This window comes from Tychonema sp. LEGE 06208 (assembly GCF_015207505.1).
GTDB lineage: Bacteria > Cyanobacteriota > Cyanobacteriia > Cyanobacteriales > Microcoleaceae > Microcoleus.
In genome coordinates this window covers 1-16,912 of the sequence record NZ_JADEWT010000133.1, presented here as the reverse complement: position 1 = coordinate 16,912, position 16,912 = coordinate 1, and the positions used below count along the sequence as shown (strand labels likewise).

Here is a 16,912-nt window from a genome sequence, read left to right as displayed (position 1 = left end):
CCATCTCCCCGTCTCCCCATCTCCCCCTCAATCACCATGCACAATTGGGATGCACAACAGCTTAAAGAGCGATCGATACCCAGTACATACCCCAACCGACAATAATTCTACCCTCTGCCAGATGCCGAATACATTCTACACAAGAGCCTTGTGGAAGCTGGAGCAGTCTCAAGCAAGCCACCATCAAGAATCTTAAACCAAATCCTCCCAGAACCTCCAGACCCCAAAAATAACTGCTAACATACGTGTTGTACAGTTAATCAACAAGCTCCGCAAGGGGTCTACCCGCGTACCGCAAATGGCAAAAAAAGAAGCTTCTACAAAAACTGCTGAAAACTCAGAAAAGCAAAAAGCCTTAACTTCCGTATTGTCCCAAATCGAGCGCAGCTTTGGCAAAGGAGCGATCGTCCGATTGGGAGACTCCACTCGCATGAAGGTAGAAACCATCCCCACCGGAGCCCTGACACTGGACATCGCTTTGGGTGGCGGTTTACCCAAAGGCCGAGTCATTGAAATTTACGGCCCGGAAAGTTCCGGTAAAACTACTTTAGCGCTCCACGCGATCGCCGAAGTCCAAAAATCCGGCGGTATCGCAGCCTTCGTCGATGCCGAACACGCCCTCGATCCCACCTACGCCTCAGCATTAGGTGTCGATATTGAAAATCTCCTAGTTTCCCAGCCAGATACCGGCGAAATGGCCCTGGAAATCGTCGATCAACTCGTGCGATCCGTCGCCGTCGATATCGTAGTCATTGACTCCGTAGCCGCCCTCGTGCCCCGCGCCGAAATCGAAGGCGACATGGGCGACTCCCACATGGGTTTGCAAGCGCGTTTGATGAGTCAAGCGCTTCGCAAAATCACCGGCAACATCGGCAAATCAGGCTGTACCGTCATTTTCCTCAACCAATTGCGGCAGAAAATCGGCATAACCTACGGCAACCCCGAAACAACCACTGGCGGTAACGCACTCAAATTCTACGCCAGCGTCCGGCTTGACATTCGCCGCATTCAAAGCTTGAAAAAAGGTACAGAAGAATACGGCAATCGCACGAAAGTTAAAGTTGCTAAAAATAAAGTTGCTCCGCCTTTCCGCATTGCCGAATTTGACATTGTATTTGGCAAAGGAATTTCTACTTTAGGCTGTCTGACTGACTTGGCAGACGAAATGGGAGTAATTACTAAAAAAGGTTCTTGGTACAGTTACAACGGAGACAACATTGCTCAAGGACGCGACAACGTGATTCGGCGCATGGAAGAAAATACCGAATTTAAAGATGAGATCCAGCGGCTAGTGCGGGAACGACTTGATACTGGGGCTGTAGTTTCTGCTAATTCTGTCGCTCCTGTCGAGCCGGATATTGATGACGAGGATATCGATGACGATGAGGATGTACAAGATTTAGAAGAAGTCTAAATTTTGTAGTCAGTAGTCAGTAGTCAGTAGTCAGTAGTCATTAGTCAGTAGTCATTAGTCATTAGCAATAGTAGGTTGGGTTTCTGTATTGAAACCCAACCTACTTATTGTATTATTGCTGCGATGGGTTATATATAGCAGTTCTCAACCCTTACTCAGGTAAAGAAACAGGCTGCAAATATTGAGAATTAGCGCGCACGTAACAGCCCTGTCTTGTCAGCAACCAGGGTTCACCGTTGGCAATCGCGATCGCATTTGCTCCCCTGAGTTCAGCAGAAATTGTATCTCGATTCGCGCGGTAAACTCGTTTAATTGCTCCGTTTGGTGTCTGGCGACAGTTGAGTTCTCCATCCCGCGACGTGACTCGCCAAGCTGGCCAAGTTACAGAACCAGAAGTTTCGCTCAACCAAGTATTAGCATTGCTAGCAGTATAGTCGCCGCTGGCATTTGAACGCGGTAAAAGCTCGACCAAATTTACTTTAAATGTCTGGCCAACAGAAGTACAATTTTGTCCTCCTTTCACCTTCCAAGTAACTTCTGCTCCCAACTGGCCGCTCCTTCCAACTTGACGGCGGACAATGGCTATATCTCCAGAACAAATAATCTTTCTGCCGGGCCCAGTCGAACTGTCTTTAAAAGTTCCGTTGTAATAGTAAGATCCTGCTGCTCCTTCGGAACGGGTAATTTGAATATTGCCAAAAAAATCGCGATGACCTACTTTTGTAAAATAAAAACCGTTAGGATTGTTTACTTTTTCTGACAAATTTAAAGTAGTTTTTCTGGTGGTGGGATTAATATAAGTTGTAGCGCTAGCAGCACCGCACCACATTAATGCCAAAACTCCGGCTGAAAACCAAAGATTAACTCGTTTCATGGCAATACATTTTATGAACTTCTACTTTATTTATAGCTAGCAGGCGCATACTTCACCAGTCCCTCGATCGAGTGTCACTCATTTGAGCGACAGCGCACTCGTATTACCGCGCGCGTCGCGGGTTGAGGCTAAACTTCACCCTACTTCACCTCTGTGCAACTCTCTTCACTTCCCAGCACCCGCATCCATCGGTTTGTACCCTTCAACTTCTGACTCATTGCAGGTGCAAATACTTAGCAGCAGAATAAAGACATATAGCCTTTCTGTGCTCTGGTATGAGGTACCATCCGGGATCGGCCAAACCGGCCAAACCGGGCATACCTCATCACACTTGAGAACCGCTATATACGTAAGTAGCGGTAACTAACACTAGCCAGATTTTGACAACTGGCAAATTTCAAATCTCAGGCTAGTTGTAAAGAAATATAAAAGGTACGGAAAGTTAATTGCTGTGACTTAATGTACGATTTCTCAACTGAAATGCCAAAAAAATCCTATTGCTTCATCGCAAAAATGAACGGGATCGAGACGAATTTATTTTGCCATAAACTTAAATCCTTGTAGGAGGGAGAATCAATCATGGCTGACGGTCAATTAGACGTTATATTAAAGATGGCTCAAACAATTAATCCTCAAATTGAGAGCGATCGACATTTTGAAATAGATTTGGACAAGTTGCGGCAACTGCCGGCAGGAACGTTAGGCCACTCAGTGGCGCGATTTCTTGACGAACAAGGGTTTGAGCCGATCGCCTCGGGAGACTGGATTCAGCGCAACCACGATGTTTGGCACGTTTTGACTAATCTTTCGCCTTCAACAGAAGATGAATTTGTACTGCAAGCGTTTACTCGCGCTCAAGTATTTCGCCCTTCCTGTGCAATTTTAGTGTTAATTGGACTGATCAGTGGCAAATGCGCGATCGGACAAATTATCAAAGGCTTAAAACATGGAAAATTAGCCGCGAAGCTAATTGATTGGAACCCTGAATCGGATTGGGAAACTCCCTTATCTGAAGTCAGAGAAAAACTGGGGATTCTACCATTAATTGATTAGATTTTTAACTCGTTACTGCACTGCAAAACTATGCAAAGCACAATTAAAAAACCGGAAATTAGCCTGAGTCCGCGAGAAAGGGCGATCGCCCAATTAGTAGCCCAAGGCCAGCCAAACAAATGTATCGCCAAAAATTTAAATATCAGTCACTGGACGGTTGCTACTTACGTGAGGCGGATTTTTATGAAACTCGGTGTTTGTTCCAGAGCAGCAATGATTGCACTGTTGATTCAAGAAAATTTGCTTTGGGACTCTTAAATAGTAGGGTGCGTCATATCAAATCCTATCTTCATCGGAATAGTAAATTCACTGTTGACTGTTGACTGTTGACTGTTGACTGTTAACCGTTAACAGTTAACAGTTAACATCATGTATGAGTGCAACCGGAATTGATATGACGCACCCTACACGCACTTTAATCCTCAGAAAAATCAGAGGACTCGCATTCCGAGCGATCGCTCTCAAACCACCTAGGCCAAAGCCAAAGGACGAGAAGAATTTCTTAAAAAATTCAGCAATTCTCGATTCACCGTTTGCGGCGCTTCCTGCTGAACCCAGTGACCGCAATTAGGGATTAATTTCAACTTAAACGGAGCTGTAATTAACCGATCTAAACCTTCTACAAGTGTGTGGCTCAAAAACGCATCTTCTTCTCCCCAAAGCACCAAAGTAGGCACTGTGACCGGTTCTAATTTCTGCCCCCAATGCCAAAGCCGCTGCGGGTGAAACATTTGCTGGTAATAATTCATCGCCGCAGCTAACACTCCCGGCTTTTCTAAAGCAGTCTGATAAATCTTAGTTTCCTCAGCGCTAAAAGCTCCTTTGCGAATAGCTTGACCCTGAAAAATATTTTGCACAAAATCTTTCAAATTTTGCCGGATCAACCATTCGGGGATGCCGGGAACTTGGAAAGCCAAAATGTGCCAACTGCGCCGGAGTTGGTCTAAATTGCTTGCCATTTCCTGCACTAATCGCTGCGGGTGCGGAGCGTTTAAAATTGCTAAGCGGTTGAGTTTTTCGGGGAATTTTTGAGCTAAATGCCACGCTATTGCACCGCCGCAATCGTGACCGACAATGTGAGCTTTTTTATAGCCGAGGCGATCGATCAAACCGCGAATATCAGCACTCAGCGTATCCAAATCATAACCGCTTTCCGGCTTGTCGGAATCGTTGTAGCCCCGCAAATCCGGCACCACAACCTTGAAATGACGAGCTAAGGCAGGAATTTGATGTCGCCAAGAGTACCAAAACTCTGGAAACCCGTGCAGGAGCACAACGAGCTCGCCTTCTCCTTGGGAAACGCAGTGCAAGCGGATATTGTTGGTTTCGACAAAGATGTGTTGCTGTTCGGAATCTAAAGACTGCATAAATTAAAAGTTAGACTTATGTTTCGGGAAGTACGGAACCCGCCGACTGCTAGCAGGTGAGTACAAATAAACATTAGATGTGTCGGGCGGGTTTTGCCTCGATTTTCTCGCTTGTATCTCGTGATTCTTAACTCGCGCCCGCCCTACAAGGTACTATTGTTTTTTTGCCATTACTTACTTAGTCGGCTGAAACGACCGAATGGTTTTAATGTTTCTGCTTTTATTCTAGCTGCTTTTCGATCCCCGCTGCTGGAATCTAATTAAACTTAAAACTTGTAGCGTTTTGGAGTGTCTGGTTTTTTAGGTGTAACTACTTATTTCAAATTGAGCGATTGAAATTTGTAGTTTTAACAGCGGCGGAGGCGATTCAATAATAGCACAATTTCGTCAGTTGCCGATCGCAATTTTGAAGGTGGCAGGTCAGATTGATTGACGATGATGCTAAACACCAGCGGCTCGTAACTTGGAACTTCGATATATCCCGACAGCGCCGAAACTCCGCTCAAAGTTCCAGTTTTTGCTTGCAAATTGACGCGGCTTGATGTATAATTAAATCTATTTTTTAAAGTGCCGTTCTCGCCTGCGATCGGCAACGAGGCGCGGTAGACAGACGCAGCGGGTGAATTAGCCATCAATCTCAAAGTTTGCACCAAGGCTTCGGGACTAATTAAATTGTGTCGGGAAAGTCCCGAACCGTCGGCTAATATGTAGCTGTTGGGATTTACACCTAATTGAGTTAAAGCTGTTTTTAACTCCTTCAAACCAGTTTCATTAGTATCTTCTTGTGGTAGAGACATCTTGACTGTGAATTTTCCCAACAATCTCAATAAAACCTCTGCATAAAGATTGTTACTTTCCCGATTAGTTTCCTTCACCAATTCGGCCAGCGGCGGCGATTCAACGGCTGCTAATTCTTGGTTCAAATTGCTAGCAACAGAGGTAACTAAAGCCTGTTTAACCGGAATTCCCTCCGCCGTCAAGACTTGTTGAAAATTTTGTAAAAAATTATTAGCGGGATTGACAACTGCAACATAACTTGATTCAGATTCTGCACCAACTTTCAACTGTCCGCTAACTCGAATTGCGGGGCGATCGAACTCTCTGCCAACTTCAATAAACTCAGATTCGTTGGGTGCGACTGTGACTGAATTGTTCTGAATTTGCCACTGATTGGCTAACTTTGGTTCGGCAAAAGTAACTTTTAGAGGTTGTCCGAGATTCTGCGGAGACAAAACAAGCTCGATCGCGTTTTGATTGAAAATTAAACTGTTAACGGGCGCGCCATAGCCAGCTTGCGCGTCTTCCCATTCCCAATTGCGATTGACTGCACTGCCTTGAAAATAACTGTCATCGCCAATCAACTCGTTTACTTGACTAATTCCCCGCCGTTTCAACTGCTGCGCCAAGGATTTCAACTGAGGCTCAGCAATGCTCGGATCGCCCCTACCGGCAACGTACAAACTCCCATTTTCGCCGCTGTAAACCGATGTCTTAATCCGAAAATCTGCACCGAGTTTCTGCAAAGCAGCGGCTGTGGTTAGCAGTTTGACATTTGATGCTGGAATGAAATATTTGGTTGCGTCGCGGCTGTAGAGAGTAGCGGTAGAAGATAGGGGTTGAATCAAAATGCCCCAGCGCGATCGGCTAAATTCGGGACGGTTGGCGATCGCATCTACTTTCGCCCCCAATTCCCCAGGACAAATATCTCCAGCAACCGCAGGCGTTTGAGCGACTACCGCCGACGTGCTCCCCAACAATAGCACCAACAAACTAACAGCAATTCCTTTGATTTTCACAGCGCAATTTCCATAACAATAACTATTCAAATTAGCCCTTGTAGGGACACGGCAATGCCGTGTCCCTACGGGGAGCGCTCGGTGTACTTCATAAACTTGCAATCTGCTGTAATAACTATTAAAATTAGATGCGCGAGAGCTGGGAATTGGCACTTCCATCAATTCAATTTTAATAATAATAACGCATATGAATTCTCGGATTGAACAGCGCTTCTACAGGTTTTCCGCCTTTGAGATGCTCTTCCACGATCGACTGTACATCACTCGGTTTAACTCGACAATACCAAGTTTCGTCTGGGGTGACTCGCACAGTTGGGCCCGTGTTGCACTGTCCCTGACAGCTACAGGCTTTAACTGTCACTCCTGCAACTGGTTGGGCTTCAAAGGCAGCGAGCACTTCTGCTGAACCACTTTTGAGGCAGGATTGATACTGACAAATTAATACACAGCGCTCTTCTGGTTGGGATTCTGGTGCTGGGGCTGGAGATTCTGGCATCGGTAAGGATTTATCGGCTCTTTAAGATATCTTAACAATCTTGTGGGGTCGATCGCCCGCGTGCTTCTAGACAAACTGCAGAATTCGTGAGGGCGATCGAAAAAAAGCTTTCAAATTCTGGCATTCAAACTTTTTGGGTGCTGCTAGTTGGTAACAAATCTCTTCGGCTTCGCTGCCTTTCTTGGGCCTGTGTCACGGTTTCCCTATATGATCGGATTTAGAGCAAAAAGTCAATCAACCGCCAATCATGCCCAAAACAGTAGCCGATGTGATGAGCCGCGAGCCGATTTTAGCGCGTCCCGAAATGCCTTTGAACGAAGCGATTAAAATCTTAGCCGATCGACGTATTAGCGGTCTTCCCGTCGTAGATGAGAATGACTTGTTGGTAGGAGTCATCTCCGAAACCGACTTGATGTGGCGGGAAACCGGCGTAACTCCGCCCGCTTACATCATGGTACTCGACAGCGTGATCTATCTAGAAAATCCCTCGCGTTACGAGCGAGAACTGCACAAGGCTTTAGGACAAACAGTAGGAGAAGCGATGAGTAAAGATCCAGTTACCATCAAGCCCGACGAATCTGTCGCAGAAGCTGCAAAACTCATGCACGATCGCAGTATTCACCGATTGCCGGTAGTTGATACAGAAGGCAAAGTAATCGGCATCCTCACTAGGGGAGATATTATCCGGTCGATGGCTGCCGAATCTTAATTAATTGTTTTCCTTGAAGGATTGTATCAAAAAATAAGTCGATCTTTCCTTCAATCTCCTTCGCTTTTGGCAATTACCTTTTTCCCAATTACCTTCTTCCCAATTACCTTTTTCCCAATTTAAAAATTCCATGAGTATTACCCCTGAGTCTGTCGAACAATTGTTGAATTCCGAGGATTTTGGCGAAAGGCTGCGAGGTGTCAACCAACTGCGAGAATTAGAACCTGCGATCGCCTATAAGTTGATTCAAATTGCGATCGGCGACAAAAACGTCCGCGTTAGATACGCTGGTGTCAGCCAAATGTCAACCCTCGGCACGCAGAATCTGCCGAACGCTTTAGAGGTACTGCTTAACAGCTTGCACAACGACCCCGAACCCGACGTGCAAGCAGCAGCAGCCGATGCTTTGGGCGCTTTGAAATTAACCTCTGCTTTAGAAGATTTGGAGCAAGTTTATAGCAGTACATCTGAATGGCTGGTGCAACTGAGTATCGTCGCAGCTTTGGGAGAAATGGGAGATCCCAAAGCATTTCCCATGTTAGAAAATGCCATAGCTTCTGAAAACGAATTGATCCAAACTATAGCCATCAGTGCATTAGGAGAATTGGGAGATAAACGCGCGGTGCCGCTGTTGCTTCCTTGCGCTTCTAATGAAGATTGGCAAATTCGTTACAGAGTCGCTCAAGCTTTGGGGCGGTTGGGCGGCACCGAAGCTGCAGCAGCTTTGGAAATTCTCGCCAAAGATGAGGTTGAGCAAGTTGCTCAGGAGGCTAAAATCGGACAGGAGAATAGTTTGAAATTGTGAGTTTTGAGTTGGGGATTTTGAATTATATCAATTCCGGTTGCACTGTCAGGTGATTGTTGACTGTTGACTGTTGACTGTTGACTGTTGACTGTTGACTGTTAACTGTTGACTGTTGACTGGTGGAAAAACTGAATGGTTGAGTGTTAACTGTTGACAAGATTTTATTATTCCGATGCAACCGGAAACGATATTAATATAGCGGTTCTCACAAAAGTGAGGTATGCCCTATGCCCTATTCCCTATCCCGGATAGTACCTCCTATGAGAGCTTGAAAGGCTATACCAATTTCATAAAGTAGCGCTAGATATTAGCCCCCCAATCCCCCAAAGCATCGGGGGGGGGCTAAGACTTCATCAGCATATCTTGAGAAAAATGGTATAATTTACAATTTTTTGTGATGATTCTAGTAAAAACTTAGCAAGGGCGATCGCACTTGTTGTCTCAAAAATCCGGTTTTTTTTGAAATGTTTCGTAACCGGATGCAAAACTTCTAGAAACCGGGTTTCTCCCGCGCGCGATTCACACGCCGAACTCAGAAACCCGGTTTTTTTTGAAATGTTTCGTAACCGGATGCAAAACTCCCAGAAACCGGGTTTTTCGCCCCCGATTCGCCGCCCCTGCAACTTTCGCTACCTGTTAGTCTCAAATCCTACCATTTGTATTGATGCAAAGGGCGATCGGACTAATTATCAACAAAACTCCAGCCAAACTCTTGACATTTGCACTTTCACAACAGCTATAATCAAAATACATACAACAGCAGCGGCAGAGATTAACACAATGCTTGAATTGTAGGCCGCCAACTAATAATCGGGAAACTATCATTAAGACGGTAAGCCATCTACCAACACTCACCAAGTCTTAAAATTTTTAATCATCCCATGAGCGAACAACAAAATTCCGGTTCTCAGTCTGCAGACATTGTAACAGGAGAGCGATCGGTCTCTCAAATTTCCCAACCCACAACTAATCAAGACTTTATTTATAAAGTTTTAGAACTTACTAACATCGAACGCAGCAAATTAGGTTTTTCCCCCCTAACTTTAAATACTCAGTTACTGAGTGCGGCGCAAACTCACAGCCAAAACATGGCACTGCAAGACTTCTTTTCCCATACTGGCAAAGATGGTTCGTCATTCACCAGTCGCATTACTACAACGGGCTATAAATTTGCGGATGGAGCTGCAGCGGAAAATATTGGTGTAGGATATTCTACACCTGAACAAGTCGTTGAAGGGTGGATGAACAGCAGCGGCCACCGGACGAACATTCTTAACCCGAATCTCAAAGAAATAGGAATTGGTTACTATTTCTTAGCAAACGATACTGGTAGCGTCAATTTTAATCATTATTGGACGCAAGTTTTTGCTACTTCGCTTGACGGTAGTGTCAATCCCGCACCAACTCCGACACCAACTCCGACACCAACTCCGACACCAACTCCGACACCAACTCCCAACACATTAGTAGTAATTAATTCGCCAATACCGAATGCTACAGGGGAGGGTCGCCCGACAGCAGGGCCAAAGAATACAGCCAGCGACGGGAATTATTTCTTATCAGATAATGCCGATACTCAAATACCGGCAAATGCTGCGGGATTGCCAATTTTTGCTCTTTCTGGTAAAGATACTCTCACTGGTGGAGAGGGTGTTGATAACATTAATGGAATGCAAGGTGCTGATACAATTAACGGCGCTGGCGGCAATGATAGTTTATGGGGTGGCAAAGATTCGGATTCAATTGATGGCGGTGCTGGGAATGATTTTATCAGCGGTAATAACGATAACGATCGACTGATCGGATCTGACGGCAATGATACTATTCGCGGTGGGAAAGAAGATGATATCTTGATTGGCGGTAACGGATCTGATTTGTTGGCGGGCGATCGCGGGCAAGATGTTCTGACGGGGGGTGCTGGTAATGATACGTTTGTATTGGCAGGAGGTTTGTCGGCTTCGGCTAGTTTAATTGGTGCCGATGCGATCGTCGATTTTGCGATCGGAGATAAGATTGGTTTGACTGACGGTATCGGATTTGCCAACTTGACTTTTGAAGCTGTGAGTTTGCAGTTGGATGGCGGCGCAAGCGTCGCTTCTACGGCGATTAAGTCTGGTAGCAATTATTTGGGTATCGTGCAGGGTGTAAGTCAAAGTCAACTTACAGCAAGCGTTTTTGTCAGCGAGTAATTCAAAACTTACGCAGGGTTGTCCAGAAACCGGGTTTTTATGACAATATTGGTTGTGATTCGCAGATTTGGGCAAAAACCCGGTTTCTTTGAGGAGGCGCGAATGGCCGAGAAACCGGGTTTTTTCGACAATTGTTGGTTGTGATGGGTAGATGCGGGCAAAAACCCGGTTTCTTTGTCTAAGTGCATAAATCCTGTGAACTTTTGGTGTAAGTTAACTGGACAAATCCGCCTCCTAAATGCCGCATCTTTACTAATTGCGATCGAGCTAACTGCTGACAGTATCATCACCAAAATTATCGAGAAATTTTTGCAGCGAATCGCGTCTATTGCGAGTCCAATCGTTATTAGGAGCAATGGCTAAAGAGCGATTAAACATTTCCAATGCTTCTTGCCAATTCTTGAGTGCTTCCTGTTGCTCAGATAATTTTGCTTGCAAATCACCCAGACCTCGCAGCGCAATCCCTTTGTTGTTGAGAACACCGATATCATCCGGTGCAATAAGAAAAACAGAATTCAAGGCAGCGATCGCCTCAAAGTAAGACTGTTTTGCAGCCTCAAATTCACTTAGCTTTGCTTGCCAATCACCCAGACTTAACAGCGCCTTCCCTTTGTTGTTGAGAGCACAGATATCATCCGGTGCAATAAGTAAAGCAGAATTACAGGCAGCGATCGCCTGAAAGTAAGACTGTTTTGCAGCCTCAAATTCACTTAGCTGTGCTTGTAATTCACCCAGACCTCGCAGCGCATTCCCTTTGTTATTGAGAACACAGATAGCATCCGGTGCAATCAGTAAAGCAGAATTCAAGGCAGCGATCGCATCAAAGTAAGACTGTTTTGCAGCCTCAAATGCACTTAGCCGTGCTTGCAAATCACCCAAACGTCGCAGCGCATTCCCTTTGTTGTTGAGAGCATTGATATAATCCGGTGCAATAAGTAAAGCAGAATTATAGGCTGCGATTGCCTCTGAGTAAGACTGTTTTGCCGCCTCAAATTCACTTAGCTGTGCCTGTAAATTACCCAGACATTTCAGCGCAATCCCTTTGTTCTTGAAAACCTCGATATCATCTGGTACAATAAGTAAAGCAGAATTATAGGCAGCGATCGCCTCAAAGTAAGACTGTTTTGCCGCCTCAAATTCACTTAGCTTTGCTTGCAAATCACCCAGACTTTGCAGCCCATTCCCTTTGTTATTGAGAGCATTGATATCATCCGGTGCAATAAGTAAAGCAGAATTACAGGCTGCAACTGCCTCTAAATATTCCTGTCTTGCCTCTACATATCGAGCCAACCGAGCATAGTAATTTCCCTCCGATCGCGAAACTCTACCAAGCCAATAATCACTTTTAATCCACAACTCATCTCTAACTTCCAGCAGCGCCTCGCATTCCTTATAGCGACTCTTGTCCAAAGCTTCATCAAACACCTCTTTCCATTCTTCTACACCCCGCTGCCAATCCAAGCGATTAGCATGAAAAATTGCCTCACCCGCATCCCCCACTTCCCGATAATGCCCCTCTAAAACCTCATGAGCCCTGCGAGTTTTCGGATTATCCCGATCGGCATCCAAGCGCCGCAACAAATCGTGAATCCGATACCAATTATTCCCCCGCTTTTGGGATTCCCAAACAAAGGAAAAGCCAGTCAACATCTCAAAATTTGCACTGCTTGCCTGGAAGTGACAACCAGTTCCTAATTTCACGTACAAATCCTCATCAAAAGCGCGGCAAGCACTCAGCGAATGCACGGCCGATCGCACTTCGCGATCCACATAAGTCAGCAACCGATCCGTTAACTCCGCAGTCTTATTTTCCAACTTCGGAATCCGCGCAAAATCCGACGCCAGCAACTCAATTCCCCGCCTTCTTTCTGCCAGCACCGCATCCGCGCACAAACCCAAATAAAACGGATGTACCTGCAAATTCTCCAAATTATCAGCGGGATTGACGCTGGCATATTTAATCACAGCATCTGCCAAATCTGCCTTGTAAATCTCCACTTTGTGCAAGTAATCCCTCGCATCGGCGGGCGACAAATGCCACACCAATTGTGCATCTATATAATCTGCAGGAATCGGAAACTTTGACGCATTCGGCCACCGCAATTGCGTCACCGGACAATCTCGCCCCGCCACAACAACTACAATCCCCAATTTGTAATCCAATGCCCTCAACAACCGCCGAAACCACTCATCTTGATACCAAAAAGTTGCGCCTTGAGAATTTCGTTTTTCCTCCCACATTTTTTCGTGAGTATCGAACAACATGACAAGGCGTTCTGGTTTATTTTTGCCAGCCATTGCCGCATTCAAATCCCCGGCAAATAATTTCGGCAAACAGTCCATTAATTCAGTATCAATATCTTTGCGCCGAATTTCATCCGCCTTTTCATCGCTGACACCGAGGCGCTGTTGAATTAATTTCATCACTCCCTTAATCCCGCTCAATTTAACTATGCCTTTAATCACGGCGACTGCTTGCGCCACCACCGGAAATCCTGCAAAAGTTTCAATGGCTGGTGTCACCAATTGAATGACATCATCGGGGAAAAGTTGGCTGAGAGTTGCGTCAGACTCGCCTTTGTTCAATAAATACCAAAAGCAAGCAAAATCATAATTGGGAAATTTAAATTTATGTTTTTTGGTGGTTTCTGCGATATTTCGCCGCAGCATCAGCAAGCCGTAAAATCTATCTTGCGGTTTATCTTCTTTGATCGGAATCAATCCGAAATCGTGTCTGACTGCGGGGATGGGAGTGTAGGTTTTCGGGGCGGCATTGCGGACAAAATTAGCAACTTCGGCGGCTTGTGATTCTGGGATTTCGCGCAATCGCTGCCAATCCTGCGACGGAAATATTTTGCAGCAGTGAAATTCCAAGTGTTTTAGCAGCAGTGACTTGCCGTTGCCTCCATCCCCGAAAAAATACAAAATTTGTTCGCGGGGCGGGTATTCGTTTAAATAAAAGGCAAATCGGCGGGTAAATTCGTGTCTGTCTGTGAACAGTTGCAGTTGGCGATCGCCCGCGATCGATTCGCTTTCAAAATCTTCGTCGTCAATTGGCATGGTTGTTCGGGTGTGGTGGTTTATGGATTAATATTGCAATGGCAGATTTAAGGTAGATAAACACTGATGAACGCAGATAATTTTAGGATATCTGATGAATGAGTATAAAAGGTCTGTTGTTAGCTGAAGTTTATTGCAAATGTTAATTCAAGGGTATGGGGCTATAGTTGCCGAAGTGCCTTCGGGTGAGGTTATCTTAGACAAGACGCGATCGCAAGCACAGTCATGGCATCTCCACACAATCCAAATTCGGCGGATTCATCTCTGAAACAGTCTCTAGAGGCTGGGTTAGCCGCTTTGAAACAAAAAGATTACCAAAGCGCGATCGCCCTTTTAGAATCCGTCAGCCAAAGCGCTGCAAATCAACCGCCCGGAATCCGCGCCCAAATGGGATTAGTGGCGGCGTACAAAGCAACCGGTAATCTCAAAAGCGCGATCGCCCTTTGCACTTCCCTCACCAAAATCCCCAACACTCAAATCAAAACCTGGGCCGATCGCACTTTAACCGAATTAACCCCACCTCTCCCCCCAAAACCACCGGAAACTCCCCCAGAAACAGGCTTTGTCGCCTTCGATTCAGCAACGGAATCAGCGAAAAAAATGCTTAAGGGCGATGGCTTACGCCCCGCTTCGCTACGACCAACCGCAGACAAAAAAACCGGATTTTCACCCTTAGACCCGACTAGCGCGCCAGAAAAGACCAAATCGACACATATTTCACCGCCACCTCCACCCCCCAAACCACCGATTCGCCCCACCTCAGAAGAGGGCGATCGCCCACCATCTACCGCCCCCACAGAAACCGCAACCCATGCAGAAACTAGCGGCGAAAACAGTTCCGGTTCCGCAACAAATATCGAACTCCCAAGCCCAGAGACTTACCAACTGACTTGGCGCGAAGCAGGGCGCACAAAAAACCCGCAGCCCCTGAAACCGCTCAAATTGCTGAATTTTTGGATTGGGGCTGCTGTAAGCGCGATCGCCCTATTTTTCCTCGCCCGATTTGTCCTGCAATTCCTGCTGACAAACGCTAATTTTCTATTGCTTCAGTTTTACATATTTACAAGACTGCCTATTTTCGCGCCGATCCAACTTTTTTACCGCGATCCAACTCCCTTTGTGCAGATAGTTTTTGGATTGCTTTTGGCCTCATCTCCCTGGCTGACAGACGCGCTGCTAAAACTATTTTGCGGCATCGAAACCCTGCGCGGCTCAGTTTTATCCAAGCACAGCAAAGAAGCTAGTCGGGTACTCCGCAGTTTTTGTACCAAGCAAAATATGCCAACCCCTGTGTTGAAACTCTTGCCGCTAAATGTTCCTGTGGCTTTCAGTTACGGCTGTTTGCCCCGTTTTGCTCGGATTGCTGTGAGTCGCGGGCTGTTGGAACAGTTGACGGATGATGAAATTGCGACTATTTTTGCGCGGGAATTGAGTCACATTTCTCACTGGGATTTTGCGCCGATGTCGCTGGCGTTGCTGGTGATTCAGATTCCTTACTTGATTTATTGGCAGGTGGCGCACTGGCAAGAACGTTTGTGTGATTTAATGACGATCGAGTTTTTGCGTTTTGCTGTGAGAAATTTGGCCGCTGCAATTTCTGCTATTAGTTACGGGATTTATAAGTTGTTGCGCTGGCCGATGTTGTGGCTGTCGCGCCGCCGGGTGTATTTTAGCGATCGCACCGCTGCGGAAATTACGGGCAATCCTAACGGTTTGACGCGGGCGCTTGGTAAAATGGCGATCGGCATTGCTGCAAATATCGAACAGCAACAACAAACTAGCTTTTTTCTTGAAAGTTTCGATTTGTTGTTACCCCTGGGAGTCGGACAAGCTGCAACCATTGGTTCTGCTGCGTTGCGCGCGCCGCTGTCACAGATTTTGCTGTGGGATGTCACCAATCCCGATCGCGCTTGGCTGACGGTTAACAGCACGCATCCTTTGCTGGGAGAGCGTTTGAAGCTATTGGAACTTTACGCGCAATTCTGGAAAATCGAGACTGAGTTAGATTTGGCGAGTCTGTCGCTGGAATCACCGAAGCCAGGAAAATTATCTTTGTTTCAATCAATACTCGAATTTAAAGACTCAAAACTATTTTTACAGGGCGCGCCGTTTTTTGGAATTCCCATGAGTTTGGGCCTGGTGGCGCTGCTTTGGCTGATTGGCTGGATTTTTTCGCAGACGAGTATTTGGCGGCTGGATTGGCTTTTGGGCGATCGATCGATCTTTTGGGGCTGTTTGCCGATCGGATTTAGCATCGGTACTTTGATGCGGATCAATTATTTTTTCCCCGACATTACGCCACGAGAAACCGCTTCGCCCAGTTTACCGGAAATTTTATCAAATCCCGATGTTTTGCCCGTAGATGCTCAACCAGTGCAGCTTTCCGGGCAGCTTTTGGGTAGGACTGGTATAGAAAATTGGCTGGGACAGGATTTGATTTTGCAAACGGCGACGGGTTTGGTGAGGTTGCACTATGTTTCAAGGTTTGGGCCCTGTGGTTCTTTGTGGCCGCAACCTACTCGCCCCAGCGATTTGATCGGAAAACCAGTTCTGGCGACTGGTTGGCTGCGTCGGGGTGCTACTGTGGCGATCGACCTCGAAACCCTCCGCAGTCAAGGCAGCCTAGTCAGTAACAGCGGACATCCGATTTGGTCTGCGATTTTGGCTTTTGCTGCTGCTTGTTGGGGCGCATACATTATTATCCAAGGCGGAAGATGAGGGAATTTGGGATTTGAGATTGCACAAAAGGTTCGTAGTACGGACTTCAGTCCGCACTACAAACCAATAGAACTCTTGCAAAAATACAGTTCACCCACCCCAACCCTCCCCGAACTCGCGGGTAGGGGGCAAGATTATTCTTGTTTCCCCCCGCGGGAGGGGGGACTTGCGGGGGGTGAATTTGACTTTTGCAAGATATATAATGCTCTTCCCTCTTCCCTCTTCCCTCTTTTCACCCGCTCAGCTTCGCCCTCTTCCCTCGGACTGATGACGTTGTACCGAAAGCTCCGAGGCGACAGCACTGATGACGTTGGACTAATGACTGATGACGTTGGACTTCTTCCCTCGGACCTCTTCCCTCGGACTGATGACGTTGTACCGAAAGCTCCGAGGCGACAGCACTGATGACGTTGGACTAATGACTGATGACG

At 46.4% G+C, this 16,912-nt stretch carries 13 protein-coding genes; 7 read left to right on the top strand and 6 right to left on the bottom strand.

All coding sequences use genetic code 11. From position 1 onward, the window contains the following. The first annotated feature begins 298 nt into the window (after nucleotides 1-298). The gene (gene recA, locus IQ263_RS24740) at nucleotides 299-1,414 is read left to right on the top strand and encodes a recombinase RecA (protein WP_194011709.1); all 1,116 of its coding nucleotides are present in this window, start codon (nucleotides 299-301) and stop codon (nucleotides 1,412-1,414) included. A gap of 151 nt (nucleotides 1,415-1,565) precedes the next feature. On the opposite strand, the gene IQ263_RS24735 is transcribed toward recA, so the two are convergent. Further along, nucleotides 1,566-2,288 (bottom strand): hypothetical protein, encoded by a 723-nt coding sequence (locus IQ263_RS24735; RefSeq protein ID WP_194070769.1) that lies wholly within the window; start codon nucleotides 2,286-2,288, stop codon nucleotides 1,566-1,568. Nucleotides 2,289-2,867: 579 nt separating this feature from the next. Between IQ263_RS24735 and IQ263_RS24730 the strand changes: the two genes are divergently transcribed. Then, nucleotides 2,868-3,341, top strand: a complete 474-nt coding sequence (locus tag IQ263_RS24730; protein WP_194011711.1) for a Coq4 family protein — start codon at nucleotides 2,868-2,870, stop codon at nucleotides 3,339-3,341. Between the two features lie 30 nt (nucleotides 3,342-3,371). Beyond that, nucleotides 3,372-3,599 (top strand): response regulator transcription factor, encoded by a 228-nt coding sequence (locus IQ263_RS24725; protein WP_194070768.1) that lies wholly within the window; start codon nucleotides 3,372-3,374, stop codon nucleotides 3,597-3,599. Nucleotides 3,600-3,811: 212 nt separating this feature from the next. Here IQ263_RS24725 and IQ263_RS24720 read toward each other — a convergent pair whose 3' ends face one another. The 3 genes from IQ263_RS24720 to IQ263_RS24710 all read right to left on the bottom strand — a co-directional run bounded on the left by IQ263_RS24720 (nucleotide 3,812) and on the right by IQ263_RS24710 (nucleotide 7,000). Continuing rightward, nucleotides 3,812-4,708: an alpha/beta fold hydrolase gene (locus IQ263_RS24720; RefSeq protein WP_194070767.1), complete on the bottom strand. Its 897-nt coding sequence runs from the start codon at nucleotides 4,706-4,708 to the stop codon at nucleotides 3,812-3,814. 347 nt (nucleotides 4,709-5,055) lie between these two features. Beyond that, entirely contained in the window at nucleotides 5,056-6,504 is a 1,449-nt protein-coding gene (dacB, locus tag IQ263_RS24715) for a D-alanyl-D-alanine carboxypeptidase/D-alanyl-D-alanine endopeptidase (RefSeq protein WP_339384753.1), read from the bottom strand. Nucleotides 6,505-6,673: 169 nt separating this feature from the next. After that, nucleotides 6,674-7,000, bottom strand: coding sequence for a (2Fe-2S) ferredoxin domain-containing protein (locus tag IQ263_RS24710; RefSeq protein ID WP_194070765.1), 327 nt, complete (start codon nucleotides 6,998-7,000; stop codon nucleotides 6,674-6,676). Between the two features lie 247 nt (nucleotides 7,001-7,247). Here IQ263_RS24710 and IQ263_RS24705 point away from each other — a divergent pair, with 247 nt between their 5' ends. The 3 genes from IQ263_RS24705 (at nucleotide 7,248) to IQ263_RS24695 (ending at nucleotide 10,703) form a co-directional block, all read left to right on the top strand. After that, a complete protein-coding gene (locus IQ263_RS24705) occupies nucleotides 7,248-7,709 on the top strand; it encodes a CBS domain-containing protein (RefSeq protein ID WP_194013033.1) in 462 nt (153 codons plus the stop codon). Nucleotides 7,710-7,839: 130 nt separating this feature from the next. After that, entirely contained in the window at nucleotides 7,840-8,514 is a 675-nt protein-coding gene (gene nblB / locus IQ263_RS24700) for a phycobilisome degradation protein NblB (protein ID WP_194070764.1), read from the top strand. Between the two features lie 881 nt (nucleotides 8,515-9,395). Beyond that, on the top strand, nucleotides 9,396-10,703 hold the full coding sequence (locus tag IQ263_RS24695; RefSeq protein ID WP_194070763.1) for a CAP domain-containing protein: 1,308 nt from the start codon (nucleotides 9,396-9,398) through the stop codon (nucleotides 10,701-10,703). A 267-nt stretch (nucleotides 10,704-10,970) separates the two neighbouring features. Here the strand turns inward: IQ263_RS24695 and IQ263_RS24690 are convergent, their stop codons facing one another. Next, nucleotides 10,971-13,763, bottom strand: a complete 2,793-nt coding sequence (locus tag IQ263_RS24690) for a tetratricopeptide repeat protein (RefSeq protein WP_194070762.1) — start codon at nucleotides 13,761-13,763, stop codon at nucleotides 10,971-10,973. A 225-nt stretch (nucleotides 13,764-13,988) separates the two neighbouring features. Between IQ263_RS24690 and IQ263_RS24685 the strand changes: the two genes are divergently transcribed. Next, nucleotides 13,989-16,481 carry a zinc metalloprotease HtpX gene (locus IQ263_RS24685; protein WP_194070761.1) on the top strand — a complete coding sequence of 831 codons (2,493 nt, stop codon included), beginning with the start codon at nucleotides 13,989-13,991 and terminating at the stop codon, nucleotides 16,479-16,481. A 134-nt stretch (nucleotides 16,482-16,615) separates the two neighbouring features. Here the strand turns inward: IQ263_RS24685 and IQ263_RS28925 are convergent. Beyond that, on the bottom strand, nucleotides 16,616-16,912 hold a 297-nt coding region (locus tag IQ263_RS28925; protein WP_228050332.1), incomplete at its 5' end, for a hypothetical protein.

Coding starts and splice junctions, on each gene's coding strand:
- recA (WP_194011709.1), top strand. CDS start 299: ATGGCAAAAAAAGAAGCTTCTACAAAAACTGCTGAAAACTCAGAAAAG.
- IQ263_RS24735 (WP_194070769.1), bottom strand. CDS start 2,288: ATGAAACGAGTTAATCTTTGGTTTTCAGCCGGAGTTTTGGCATTAATG.
- IQ263_RS24730 (WP_194011711.1), top strand. CDS start 2,868: ATGGCTGACGGTCAATTAGACGTTATATTAAAGATGGCTCAAACAATT.
- IQ263_RS24725 (WP_194070768.1), top strand. CDS start 3,372: ATGCAAAGCACAATTAAAAAACCGGAAATTAGCCTGAGTCCGCGAGAA.
- IQ263_RS24720 (WP_194070767.1), bottom strand. CDS start 4,708: ATGCAGTCTTTAGATTCCGAACAGCAACACATCTTTGTCGAAACCAAC.
- IQ263_RS24710 (WP_194070765.1), bottom strand. CDS start 7,000: ATGCCAGAATCTCCAGCCCCAGCACCAGAATCCCAACCAGAAGAGCGC.
- IQ263_RS24705 (WP_194013033.1), top strand. CDS start 7,248: ATGCCCAAAACAGTAGCCGATGTGATGAGCCGCGAGCCGATTTTAGCG.
- nblB (WP_194070764.1), top strand. CDS start 7,840: ATGAGTATTACCCCTGAGTCTGTCGAACAATTGTTGAATTCCGAGGAT.
- IQ263_RS24695 (WP_194070763.1), top strand. CDS start 9,396: ATGAGCGAACAACAAAATTCCGGTTCTCAGTCTGCAGACATTGTAACA.
- IQ263_RS24690 (WP_194070762.1), bottom strand. CDS start 13,763: ATGCCAATTGACGACGAAGATTTTGAAAGCGAATCGATCGCGGGCGAT.
- IQ263_RS24685 (WP_194070761.1), top strand. CDS start 13,989: ATGGCATCTCCACACAATCCAAATTCGGCGGATTCATCTCTGAAACAG.